This window comes from Streptococcus mitis (genome assembly GCF_000960005.1).
Taxonomy (GTDB): Bacteria; Bacillota; Bacilli; order Lactobacillales; family Streptococcaceae; genus Streptococcus; species Streptococcus mitis_CK.
This window is the reverse complement of the sequence record NZ_JYGP01000002.1, coordinates 617,224-629,399: the sequence shown is the minus strand read 5'-3', so window position 1 is coordinate 629,399 and position 12,176 is coordinate 617,224. Positions and strand designations below refer to the sequence as shown.

14 protein-coding genes are annotated in these 12,176 nt (G+C 40.6%); 12 read left to right on the top strand and 2 right to left on the bottom strand.

Going from position 1 to position 12,176, the window contains the following annotated elements; translation table 11 throughout:
* Window positions 1-30: 30 nt before the first annotated feature.
* Together mnmE and TZ90_RS04505 are read right to left on the bottom strand one after the other, a co-directional pair.
* Window positions 31-1,404 carry a tRNA uridine-5-carboxymethylaminomethyl(34) synthesis GTPase MnmE gene (gene mnmE / locus TZ90_RS04510; RefSeq protein WP_042751110.1) on the bottom strand — a complete coding sequence of 458 codons (1,374 nt, stop codon included), beginning with the start codon at window positions 1,402-1,404 and terminating at the stop codon, window positions 31-33.
* A 137-nt stretch (window positions 1,405-1,541) separates the two neighbouring features.
* Window positions 1,542-1,724: a 4-oxalocrotonate tautomerase gene (locus tag TZ90_RS04505; RefSeq protein ID WP_045611721.1), complete on the bottom strand. Its 183-nt coding sequence runs from the start codon at window positions 1,722-1,724 to the stop codon at window positions 1,542-1,544.
* 122 nt (window positions 1,725-1,846) lie between these two features.
* Between TZ90_RS04505 and TZ90_RS04500 the strand changes: the two genes are divergently transcribed.
* From TZ90_RS04500 to TZ90_RS04445, 12 genes are all read left to right on the top strand, one after another.
* Window positions 1,847-2,446 (top strand): thymidine kinase, encoded by a 600-nt coding sequence (locus TZ90_RS04500; RefSeq protein WP_045611720.1) that lies wholly within the window; start codon window positions 1,847-1,849, stop codon window positions 2,444-2,446.
* On the top strand, window positions 2,436-2,915 hold the full coding sequence (locus TZ90_RS04495) for a GNAT family N-acetyltransferase (protein ID WP_045611719.1): 480 nt from the start codon (window positions 2,436-2,438) through the stop codon (window positions 2,913-2,915). Before TZ90_RS04500 ends, TZ90_RS04495 begins: the two co-directional genes overlap by 11 nt.
* 9 nt (window positions 2,916-2,924) lie before the next feature.
* On the top strand, window positions 2,925-4,004 hold the full coding sequence (gene prfA, locus TZ90_RS04490) for a peptide chain release factor 1 (protein WP_001028806.1): 1,080 nt from the start codon (window positions 2,925-2,927) through the stop codon (window positions 4,002-4,004).
* Window positions 4,004-4,840 carry a peptide chain release factor N(5)-glutamine methyltransferase gene (gene prmC, locus TZ90_RS04485; protein ID WP_045611718.1) on the top strand — a complete coding sequence of 279 codons (837 nt, stop codon included), beginning with the start codon at window positions 4,004-4,006 and terminating at the stop codon, window positions 4,838-4,840. The genes prfA and prmC overlap by 1 nt, the downstream gene beginning before the upstream one ends.
* The gene (locus TZ90_RS04480) at window positions 4,824-5,426 is read left to right on the top strand and encodes an L-threonylcarbamoyladenylate synthase (protein WP_045611717.1); all 603 of its coding nucleotides are present in this window, start codon (window positions 4,824-4,826) and stop codon (window positions 5,424-5,426) included. The genes prmC and TZ90_RS04480 overlap by 17 nt, the downstream gene beginning before the upstream one ends.
* Window position 5,427: 1 nt before the next feature.
* Window positions 5,428-5,859, top strand: coding sequence for a GNAT family N-acetyltransferase (locus TZ90_RS04475; protein ID WP_045611716.1), 432 nt, complete (start codon window positions 5,428-5,430; stop codon window positions 5,857-5,859).
* 61 nt (window positions 5,860-5,920) lie between these two features.
* Window positions 5,921-7,177 (top strand): serine hydroxymethyltransferase, encoded by a 1,257-nt coding sequence (glyA, locus tag TZ90_RS04470; RefSeq protein WP_045611715.1) that lies wholly within the window; start codon window positions 5,921-5,923, stop codon window positions 7,175-7,177.
* Between the two features lie 7 nt (window positions 7,178-7,184).
* Window positions 7,185-8,159 (top strand): nucleoid-associated protein, encoded by a 975-nt coding sequence (locus TZ90_RS04465; RefSeq protein ID WP_000356125.1) that lies wholly within the window; start codon window positions 7,185-7,187, stop codon window positions 8,157-8,159.
* Window positions 8,159-8,773, top strand: a complete 615-nt coding sequence (gene pmp23, locus TZ90_RS04460; RefSeq protein ID WP_045611714.1) for a cell wall hydrolase Pmp23 — start codon at window positions 8,159-8,161, stop codon at window positions 8,771-8,773. Before TZ90_RS04465 ends, pmp23 begins: the two co-directional genes overlap by 1 nt.
* A 73-nt stretch (window positions 8,774-8,846) precedes the next feature.
* Entirely contained in the window at window positions 8,847-9,821 is a 975-nt protein-coding gene (locus TZ90_RS04455; protein WP_001227769.1) for a DUF1002 domain-containing protein, read from the top strand.
* A 73-nt stretch (window positions 9,822-9,894) separates the two neighbouring features.
* The gene (gene rlmD, locus TZ90_RS04450) at window positions 9,895-11,253 is read left to right on the top strand and encodes a 23S rRNA (uracil(1939)-C(5))-methyltransferase RlmD (RefSeq protein WP_045611712.1); all 1,359 of its coding nucleotides are present in this window, start codon (window positions 9,895-9,897) and stop codon (window positions 11,251-11,253) included.
* 196 nt (window positions 11,254-11,449) lie between these two features.
* On the top strand, window positions 11,450-12,067 hold the full coding sequence (locus TZ90_RS04445) for a TetR/AcrR family transcriptional regulator (protein ID WP_045611710.1): 618 nt from the start codon (window positions 11,450-11,452) through the stop codon (window positions 12,065-12,067).
* Window positions 12,068-12,176 lie beyond the last annotated feature (109 nt).

The window sequence follows — 12,176 nt, the reverse complement described above, 5'->3', positions numbered from 1 at the left end:
TCCATGACCGAATGAACGATCATGGATTTCTTATTTTCCTAAACAGAATTGGCTAAAAAGTTGAGTGATGAGCTCATCAGGAGCAGCATCCCCAGTGATTTCTCCGAGGATTTCCCAAGTACGAGTCAAGTCAACTTGAAGCAAGTCAACTGGCATACCTAGTTCCAGCCCTTCATTAACAGCCTGTAGGCTTTCAACAGCCTTCTCAATCAAGGAAATATGACGGGCATTTGACAAGTAGGTTGCGTCTTGCTCAACCAAACCAGCATTTTCAAAGAAGAGGTTGTTAATACGTTCTTCAATCTTATCAATATTTTGGTTTTTAAGGACTGAAATACGAATAACGTCTTCAGGTAGTTCCGAAGTTTCAATCGCTTCAGGCAGGTCGGTTTTGTTAAGAAGAATAATGCGATTAGTCTCCCGACTGATTTCTAGGAGTTGGCGGTCTTGGGCGGTTAGTGGTTCACTGGCATTTAGCACCAGTAGAACCAAGTCAGCTTCCTTAAGAGCTTTTTTCGAACGCTCAACACCGATTTGTTCAACGATATCATCTGTTTCACGGATTCCAGCTGTATCAATCAATTTAAGTGGAACACCGTTAATGTTGACGTATTCTTCGATGACATCACGTGTCGTACCAGCGATATCAGTGACGATTGCCTTGTCCTCACGTAAGAGGTTGTTGAGGAGGCTGGATTTTCCAACGTTAGGACGGCCGATGATAGCTGTTGAAATTCCCTCACGGAGGATTTTGCCGCGACGGGCTGTCTTAAGGAGATTAGTTAGCAATTGCTCAAACTCCATAGTCTTCTCACGGACAACAGCAGTAGTGGCTTCCTCAACATCGTCGTACTCAGGATAATCAATATTGACCTCGACTTGGGCAAGTGTATTGAGGATTTCTTGACGGGTATTATTGATAAGATCAGAAAGGGAACCATCAAGTTGTTTGACCGCAATGTTCATGGCCTTGTCTGTCTTAGCGCGGATGATATCCATGACCGCCTCAGCCTGAGTCAAGTCCACACGTCCATTTAGAAAGGCACGTTTGGTAAATTCACCAGGTTCAGCCAATCGAGCTCCTTCACGGATAGCTAGCTGGAGAATCTCATTGGTAACCGCAATCCCACCGTGGGTGTTAATCTCGATAATATCCTCACGAGTGAAGGTTTTTGGAGACTTCATAGCCCCAACCATAACCTCGTCCATGACTTTACCAGTCAGAGGATCAATAATGTGACCGTAGTTGAGTGTATGGCTAGCAACCTGACTCAAGTCTTTTCCTTTAAAAATCTTTTGCACAATAGCAAAACTTTCTGTTCCGCTCAGGCGGACAATACCAATAGCCCCTTCACCTAGTGGAGTAGAGATAGCAGCGATGGTATCAAATTCACGTGTAATCATAATGTTTCCTTTAATAAATAGCTCTTTTCTTGGAAATTTTTCCAAGTCTCTTTTCAAATTGTAACAAATTTGAACTATTTCTTCAATGGATGCTACTTGGAGATTGAAAAAGCCTAAGCAATTCTGCTTAAGCTAGCTTATTTGGTGCGCATTTCCCCTTGTGGGAAGTAAGTTCCTTCTGGCATGTCGTTGATGATGACATGGACAGCAGATTGAGGGGCTCCAGTATTACGGACAACAGCTTCCATTACTTCCTTAGCAAGAGCCTTCTTTTGTTCGAGCGTGCGTCCTTCAAATAAATCGATGCGTACAAATGGCATAATAGCTTCCTCCACTAGTTTTGATTTCTTCTATTTTACCACATTTTGCCGTTTAAAGCTTAAGAAAATTATGATATACTATAATGTAGCAAAAATTTAGAAATGGACGTGAAGCAAGAAACATGGCACAGTTGTATTATCGTTATGGGACCATGAACTCTGGAAAGACAATCGAGATTCTCAAGGTGGCCTATAACTATGAGGAGCAGGGAAAAGGTGTTGTGATTATGACCTCGGCTCTGGATACGCGTGACGGTGTTGGTTATGTGTCGAGTCGGATTGGCATGAAACGCCCTGCCATTGCGATTGAGGAAACGACGGATATCTTTGGCTATATCCGAGACCTACCAGAAAAGCCTTACTGTGTGTTGGTTGATGAAGCCCAGTTTCTTAAGCGTCATCATGTTTATGATCTAGCTCGTGTTGTTGATGAGTTAGATATACCCGTCATGGCTTTTGGTTTGAAAAATGATTTTCGCAATGAACTGTTCGAAGGTTCCAAGTATCTCTTGCTTTTAGCAGATAAGATTGATGAGATCAAGACCATCTGTCAGTATTGCAAGAAAAAGGCGACCATGGTATTACGAACTCAGGATGGACTGCCCGTTTATGATGGTGAGCAGATTCAGATTGGTGGTAATGAAACCTATATCTCGGTTTGCCGTAAACATTATTTTTCGCCAATGATAACCTCTAACAAGGAGCAAAACTATGACAATTGAACTAAGAGATGTTACAATGGGAAATTATTTTGATGTTTTGAATTTGGATGTCAAGGAATATCAAAAACAATTCATTGCAACCAACGCAATTAGTTTAGCTGAAGCATACGTCTACACTAAAAATGGAGATTTTGTAGCTCCATTGGCAGTTTATGATAATGATGCAATTATAGGTTTTGTGATGATAGCTTATGATAAAAAGATCGGAATTAGTAGTGGAAATTATTTACTATTTCGTTTTATGATTGATAAGAATTTTCAAAATCAAGGATATTTTAAACCAATTATGGATAAAGTACTAGACTATGTTCGGACAGCGCCAGCAGGTTTAAGCAATAAACTTTGGTTGTCTTATGAACCAGAAAACGAACATGCAAGATCTTGTTACCTCAGTTATGGATTTAAAGAAACTGGGGAAATATCCGAGAACGAAGTAGTAGCAATCTATGATTTAACAATTGAGAAATAAGGAGAAAAAATGAACATCTATGATCAACTACAAGCTGTAGAAGACCGTTATGAAGAATTAGGAGAGTTGCTCAGTGACCCAGATGTGGTTTCGGACACCAAGCGTTTCATGGAGCTCTCAAAAGAAGAGGCTTCAAGCCGTGATACAGTGACGGCTTACCGAGAATACAAACAAGTCCTTCAAAATATCGTCGATGCTGAAGAGATGATTAAGGAATCAGGCGGAGATGCGGACTTGGAAGAAATGGCCAAGCAAGAGCTCAAAGATGCCAAGGCTGAAAAAGAAGAATACGAAGAAAAACTGAAAATCTTGCTCCTTCCAAAGGATCCAAACGATGACAAGAATATCATCCTTGAAATCCGTGGAGCAGCTGGTGGAGACGAAGCGGCACTTTTCGCTGGAGACCTTCTAATCATGTACCAAAAGTATGCGGAAGCACAAGGATGGCGCTTTGAAGTTATGGAAGCTTCTATGAACGGTGTCGGTGGTTTTAAAGAAGTGGTTGCTATGGTTTCAGGTCAGTCAGTTTACTCTAAACTCAAGTACGAATCAGGTGCCCACCGTGTGCAACGTGTCCCTGTGACAGAAAGCCAAGGCCGTGTTCATACTTCGACAGCGACAGTACTTGTCATGCCTGAAGTAGAAGAAGTTGAATACGATCTTGATCCAAAAGATCTTCGTGTCGACATCTATCACGCCTCTGGTGCTGGTGGACAGAACGTCAATAAGGTTGCGACTGCCGTTCGTATCGTTCACTTGCCAACCAATATCAAGGTTGAGATGCAGGAAGAACGTACCCAGCAGAAGAACCGTGAGAAAGCCATGAAAATCATCCGTGCGCGTGTTGCTGACCACTTTGCTCAGATTGCTCAGGATGAACAGGACGCTGAGCGTAAGTCAACGATTGGTACTGGTGACCGTTCAGAACGGATCCGAACTTATAACTTCCCACAAAACCGTGTCACGGACCACCGTATCGGCTTGACTCTCCAAAAACTAGATACCATTTTGTCTGGTAAATTGGATGAAGTTGTGGATGCCTTGGTGCTCTATGACCAAACGCAAAAATTAGAAGAATTAAATAAATAATGAAATTAGCTCAATTATTTTCAGATTTTGAAGAAGAATTGATAAGACAGGGAGAGGAAGCAGAAAGCCTCTCTTTTGTCTATCGTAGCCTGAAAAATCTTTCTTTTACAGATTTTGTCTTTGCCCTCCAGCAGGAAGTGACGGAAGAGGAAGAAGTATTTGTAGAAGAGATTTACCAGCAGTTAGCGGCTCATAAACCAGCACAGTATATCATTGGTCATGCAGAATTCTTCGGAATGCAGTTAAAAGTTGATGAGCGTGTTTTGATTCCTCGTCCAGAGACTGAGGAGTTGGTGGAGCTTATCCTAGCTGAAAATCCTGAGACGAATCTTTCAGTTCTGGATATTGGAACAGGTAGTGGAGCTATTGCTCTCGCTCTAGCAAAAAACAGATCAGATTGGTCAGTGACAGCAGCAGATATTTCCCAAGATGCTTTAGATTTAGCTAACGAAAATGCTAAAAATCAAAATCTTCAAATATTTTTAAAAAAATCTGACTGTTTTACAGAAATTTCTGAAAAATATGATATAATTGTTTCCAATCCACCCTATATCTCTCGTGAAGATGAGTCAGAGGTCGGCTTGAATGTTTTGCATTCGGAGCCTCATCTAGCTCTCTTTGCAGACGAGGATGGCCTAGCTATTTACCGTAGAATTGCGGAAGATGCAAAAGACTATCTCAAAGATGGTGGTAAGATTTATCTTGAAATTGGATACAAGCAAGGTCAAAGTGTTCCTGAACTTTTTAAGAAATATCTTCCTGAAAAGCGAGTTCGAACACTCAAGGACCAATTTGGTCAAGATAGGATGGTCGTGGTTGATGATGGACAGGATTAAACAAGAGTTGGAAAAGGGTGGAGCTGTCGTTCTACCTACAGAGACAGTTTACGGTCTTTTTGCCAAGGCTCTAGACGAAAAAGCAGTTAATCATGTATACCAGATTAAACGTCGTCCCAGAGACAAGGCGCTCAATCTTAATATCGCCTCTCTAGAGGACATTTTGTACTTTTCTAAGAATCAGCCAACTTATCTACAAAAACTTGTAGAGACCTTTTTACCAGGTCCCTTAACCATTATTCTCGAAGCTAATGACCGAGTTCCCTATTGGGTCAATTCTGGTCTTGCAACTGTTGGATTTCGGATGCCTAGTCATCCCACTACCCTTGATTTGATTCGAGAGACAGGACCCTTGATTGGGCCGTCTGCCAATATTTCAGGTCAGGAAAGTGGAGTGACCTTTAATCAAATTCTAGAGGATTTTGACCAAGAGGTTCTGGGTCTGGAAGACGATGCTTTTCTAACTGGACAGGATTCAACTATTTTGGATCTGTCTGGAGACAAGGTGAAAATCTTACGTCAAGGGGCCATTAAGCGAGAAGATATTCTTGCTCGGTTGCCAGAGATTTCTTTTGAGGAGGCATGAAATGCTAAGAAATTTAAGAGAAACAGATGTGAAATCTATATGTGACATTAACCAAGAAGCTTTGGGCTATTCTTTTAGTCCAGAGGACACGGCTAGTCAACTAGCTAGACTATCTCAGGATTCCCATCATTTCCTTCTTGGCTATGAGGATGAAGCTAGTCATGTCTTACTTGGATATGTCCACGCTGAGGTCTATGAATCACTTTATTCTAAAGCAGGATTTAATATTTTAGCCTTAGCAGTTTCACCTCAAGCGCAAGGTCAAGGTATTGGTAAAAGCTTACTGCAAGGGTTGGATCAAGAAGCAAAAAGACGTGGTTATGGGTTTATCCGCTTAAACTCTGCCGATCATCGTCTGGGTGCTCATGCATTTTATGAAAAAGTTGGTTATACTTGTGATAAAATGCAGAAACGGTTTATTCGCATCTTTTAGTTTAATTTTCTTATAAGAGAATTAAACTAATGGACTAGTCACACAATAAAGGAGAAGACCTATGATTTTTGACAAAGATGATTTTAAAGCATATGATGCTGATCTCTGGAATGCTATTGCCAAAGAAGAAGAACGCCAACAAAACAACATTGAGTTGATTGCTTCGGAAAACGTAGTTTCCAAGGCTGTTATGGCAGCTCAAGGGTCTATCTTGACGAATAAATACGCCGAAGGCTACCCAGGACGCCGTTACTATGGTGGGACTGATGTGGTAGACGTGGTAGAAAGTCTAGCTATTGAACGTGCAAAAGAAATTTTCGGTGCTAAATTTGCCAATGTGCAACCTCACTCAGGAAGCCAAGCCAACTGTGCGGCTTACATGGCCTTGATTGAACCGGGCGATACTGTTATGGGGATGGATTTGGCAGCAGGTGGACACTTGACCCACGGAGCTCCTGTCAGCTTCTCTGGTCAAACCTACAATTTTGTTTCTTATAGTGTGGATCCTGAAACGGAACTCTTGGACTTTGATGCTATCTTAAAACAAGCCCAAGAAGTAAAACCAAAACTGATTGTAGCTGGTGCGTCAGCCTATTCTCAAATTATCGACTTCTCAAAATTCCGTGAAATCGCAGATGCTGTTGGGGCTAAGCTTATGGTGGATATGGCCCATATCGCTGGTTTGGTTGCTGCTGGTCTACATCCAAGCCCAGTACCATACGCTCATATCACTACAACAACGACTCACAAAACCCTTCGTGGACCTCGTGGTGGTTTGATTTTGACCAATGACGAAGAACTTGCTAAGAAAATCAATTCAGCTATTTTCCCAGGTATTCAGGGCGGTCCTTTGGAGCATGTTGTTGCTGCTAAGGCAGTTTCCTTCAAAGAAGTTTTGGATCCAGCCTTCAAGGAATATGCTGCCAATGTTATCAAAAACAGCAAGGCTATGGTAGAAGTCTTCTTGCAAGATCCTGATTTCCGTATCATTTCTGGTGGGACTGAAAACCACCTCTTCCTAGTGGATGTGACTAAAGTTGTAGAAAACGGAAAAGTTGCTCAAAACTTGCTGGATGAAGTCAATATTACCCTAAATAAAAACTCAATCCCTTACGAAACCTTGTCACCATTCAAGACAAGTGGGATTCGTATCGGATCTGCAGCCATCACTGCGCGTGGATTTGGTGAAGAAGAGAGTCGCAAAGTTGCTGAACTGATAATTAAAACCCTTAAGAATGCAGAAAATGAGGCTGTATTAGAAGAAGTGAGAAGTGCAGTCAAAGAATTGACAGATGCCTTCCCATTATACGAGGACTAAAATTTTTATGGACATTTATATTAAGAAAGCTATTATCCATCAGTTTAGCCCGGATGATACCGAGCTGTTCCTAGCGGATAAGCTTCTCAATATTACTCCAAAAATCGAAGAATACTTGCGTAAAAAAATTGAGCGTGTGTATTCAGATGAAGCCAAGACTGGGATTTTCGAGGAAGAAAATCCCTTCTTCAATCATATCACAGACGATTTGTTGGAGACATCAGTCACACTGGCTAATCTCTGGAAAGAAGAGTTCAGTATTTCTGAAAATCTCAAGACCAATGACTTGATTTTTGTGCAATTTTCTAAAGAAGGCGTGGAACATTTCGCTTTCTTGCGAATTGCCCTGCGTGAGACCCTGACCCACCTCGGAGGAGAGGTCGATAATCCAATCAAGCTGACTCAGAATAACCTGCCTGGATTTGGAACGGGTGCTGATGAGGCCTTGGTGGTCAATCTTCAGAGTCGCAAGTACCATCTGATTGAAAAACGCATCAAGTACAATGGGACTTTCTTGAACTATTTTTCAGACAATCTTCTTGCCGTTTCCCCTAAGATTTCTCCAAAGAAATCTATCAAGGAACTGGAAAAAACGGCACAGCGAATTGCTGAGACTTTTAACACAGATGATTTTCAATTTCAATCTAAGGTCAAATCAGCGATTTTCAACAACCTAGAAGAAAGCAATGAATTATCACCTGAAAAATTGGCCAACGACCTTTTTGACAACAATCTGACGGCTCGTTTGAGCTTTATTGATCAAGTCAAAGAAGCCGTACCAGAACCAGTTCAATTTGATGAAATTGATGCCAGTCGTCAGCTTAAAAAATTTGAAAACCAAAAACTTTCTTTGTCAAATGGAATTGAGCTCATTGTTCCTAATAACGTCTATCAAGACGCCGAGTCTGTTGAGTTTATCCAAAACGACAATGGAACCTATTCTATCTTAATCAAAAATATCGAGGATATCCAAAGTAAATAATGTTTAAACGAATTCGAAGAGTGCTTGTGCTAGCAGTCTTCCTTTTTGCTGGCTATAAAGCTTACCGTGTTCATCAAGATGTCAAGCAAGTCATGACCTATCAACCCATGGTGCGAGAAATCTTGAGTGAAAAAGACACCCCAGCAAACGAAGAGCTTGTGCTCGCTATGATTTATACCGAAACAAAAGGAAAAGAAGGCGATGTTATGCAGTCCAGTGAGTCTGCAAGTGGTTCCACCAACACCATTAATGATAATGCGTCAAGCATTCGGCAAGGTGTTCAAACTCTGACAGACAATCTCTATCTGGCCCAAAAGAAGGGTGTTGATGTCTGGACGGCTGTTCAAGCCTATAATTTTGGACCTGCCTATATCGATTTTATCGCCCAAAATGGTAAGGAAAACACCTTGGCTCTGGCCAAACAGTACTCTCGTGAGACTGTTGCTCCCTTGCTTGGTAATTCCACTGGAAAGACTTATAGTTATATTCACCCTATTTCCATTTTTCACGGTGCCGAACTCTATGTAAATGGAGGAAACTATTACTATTCTAGACAGGTGCAACTCAACCTTTACATCATCAAATGTTTCACTCTCTTTTCGACATCTGGCTAGTCCAGGTGTTTTTATTATAAGTTTTCTTTAAGATAGATATATTACTCTAGAAAGGTAAAGGAGGAAATTCCCTATGAGAAAGAAACTCTTTCTGACCAGTGCTGCGGTCTTGTGGGCAGTAACAGCTATGAATAGTGTCCATGCAGCAACAGATGTTCAAAAAGTCATCGATGAAACCTATGTCCAACCTGAATATGTCCTAGGTTCTTCATTGTCTGAAGATCAAAAAAATCAAACTCTAAAAAAACTAGGCTACAATGCCTCAACAGACACCAAAGAACTCAAGACCATGACACCTGATGTCTATTCTAAGATTATGAATGTTGCCAATGACTCTAGCTTACAATTGTATTCATCAGCCAAGATTCAAAAGCTAGGTGACAAGTCGCCACTTGAGGTCAAGATTGAAACACCAGAAAACATTACTAAGGTGACGCAGGATATGTACCGCAATGCGGCCGTAACTTTGGGTGTGGAACACGCCAAAATTACTGTAGCAGCACCTATTCCAGTTACAGGTGAGAGTGCCTTAGCAGGGATTTACTATTCACTTGAAGCTAATGGAGCCAAGGTGCCACAAGCCAACAAAGATTTGGCTCAAGAAGAGTTGAAGGCTTTGTCCGATATCAATGCTGAAAACAAGGACAAGTCAGGCTATGATGCTAATAAATTAAACGTTGCCCTAGCTGATATCAAGTCAGGACTCGCCAAAGCTAAAGAAAGCAAGGGAAATCTGACGGAGGAAGATGTCCGTAAAATCGTTGAAGATACCTTAAAAAATTATAAACTGGATCAGGTTATAACAGGAAACCAAATCAATATCATCATCAATTTTGCTTTGAATCTATCGAAGAGTGATATCCTCAGCAATGCAGACTTCACTAAAACCCTGAATGACCTTAAACAAAGTATTGTTTCACAAGCTGGCGACAGTTTTAAAAATATCAATCTTAACTTTGATGCTGATAAGGCGCTAGAGGACGGCGGCAATTTCCTAAGCTCCCTCTGGCAAGCCATTGTCAACTTCTTCAAGAGTTTTGGTTCTTAAGAAAAATCATGGTATAATAGATGGTAACCGTAACGTTGCCGTCTTTTTTGTCGGTCAATAGAAAGAGAAGAAAATGTTAAAGAAAAATGATATTGTAGAAGTTGAAATTGTTGACTTGACCCATGAAGGTGCAGGAGTGGCCAAGGTGGATGGTTTGGTATTCTTTGTCGAGAATGCTTTACCGAGTGAAAAAATCCTCATGCGTGTCCTCAAGGTCAATAAAAAGATTGGTTTTGGTAAAGTTGAAGAATACCTTGTTCAATCACCACACCGTAATCAAGATTTAGATTTGGCTTACCTGCGTTCAGGAATCGCGGATTTAGGTCATCTTGCCTATCCAGAACAGCTCAAATTTAAAACCAAGCAAGTTAAGGATAGTCTATATAAGATTGCTGGAATTGATGATATAGAGGTTGCTGAAACTTTAGGTATGGAACATCCAGTCAAGTACCGCAATAAGGCGCAGGTCCCTGTTCGTCGTGTGAATGGTGTCTTGGAAACAGGATTTTTCCGTAAGAATTCGCATGACCTCATGCCTCTAGAAGATTTCTTTATCCAAGATCCTGTGATTGATGAGGTAGTAGTAGCTCTACGTGACTTGCTCCGTCGTTATGACCTGAAACCTTATGATGAAAAGGAACAAGCTGGCTTGATTCGAAACCTTGTGGTACGTCGTGGGCATTACTCAGGACAAATCATGGTTATTTTGGTAACAACCCGTCCAAAGATTTTCCGTGTGGAACAATTGATTGAACAATTAATCAAGCAGTTCCCAGAGATTGTGTCTGTTATGCAAAATATTAATGACCAGAACACTAATGCTATTTTTGGTAAGGAATGGCGTACGCTTTATGGTCAAGACTATATTACCGACCAAATGTTGGGAAATGACTACCAAATCGCTGGTCCCGCTTTTTACCAAGTCAATACTGAAATGGCGGAGAATCTCTATCAAACAGCTATTGACTTTGCAGCATTAAAATCAGATGATGTGGTTATTGATGCCTACTCTGGTATCGGGACGATTGGCCTCTCTGTTGCGAAACATGTCAAGGAAGTTTATGGTGTTGAAGTGATTGCAGAAGCGGTTGAGAATAGCAAAAAGAATGCTCAGCTGAACAATATTTCAAACGCCCACTATGTCTGTGACACAGCTGAAAATGCTATGAAGAATTGGCTCAAGGAAGGTATTCAACCAACCGTTATCTTGGTTGATCCTCCACGCAAGGGCTTAACCGAAAGTTTTATCAAGGCAAGTAGCCAAACAGGAGCTGATCGCATTGCCTATATCTCATGTAATGTCGCTACTATGGCGCGTGATATCAAACTCTACCGAGAATTGGGATATGAATTGAAGAAAGTCCAGCCGGTTGATCTTTTTCCTCAGACACATCACGTCGAATGTGTAAGCTTGTTGGAGAAACGTAGTTAATCCTCAAAAGGTTCAGTGAACCTTTTGAGTCTAGCAGACGCATCATGTTGAGGCGGTATCACTGCTTGTACGAGCTTAGAAAAAATGTTGACGAAAAATCCTTGGTGTCAAGGATTTTTTTGGTATCCTCAAAAAGGTAATTTTATAATTGACAATTTGTCAGTAGAGTAGTATAATTTATAACAGGAGGAATAAAATGCGAGATGTAAAAGATCCGGAAATTCGACGTGCTGAGATTATGGATGCTGCTATGCTCCTCTTTATGGAGAAAGGATATGCGAACACAACAACTCAGGATATAGTCGATAAGGTAAATATATCACGAGGTTTGTTATACTATCACTTTAAGAACAAAGAAGATATTCTGTATTGTCTTGTGGAACGTTATTCAGAGAAATTATTGAGAGATATTCATGTGATTGTCAATGATGACGACAAAACTGCTATTGAAAAAATAAGAGCCTTTATAGATGCCACAATAATCTCTACAGATAACGTTTCAGCGGAAGGAACTGAGTTACAAAAGACGGTTGATCTTGAAGAAAATCGTTATATGTTAGATAAGTTATCTCATAAGCTCATTGAAAAACTGACTATATATTTTGAGAGGATAATAAATCAAGGCATCTCAGAAAAAGTATTTTCTGTAAAATATCCATCAGAAACAGCAGAATTTCTGATGACAGCCTATGTTTTTGTTTCAAATAACATAGGTATCATAACTTCAAAGAAAGAACCTGTCAAAGATTACTTGAATGCATTTAAGATAATGCTGGAACAAAATCTAAATACAAAAGGACTCTTTAGCAATTAAAAAAAGATAGAATATTTGTAAAGAGAACTATGTACCGATAGCTAAATCAAAACAAGCTATCGGTATTATTTCAAAACAAGACTGACAAATTGTCAATGGAGACGAAAAT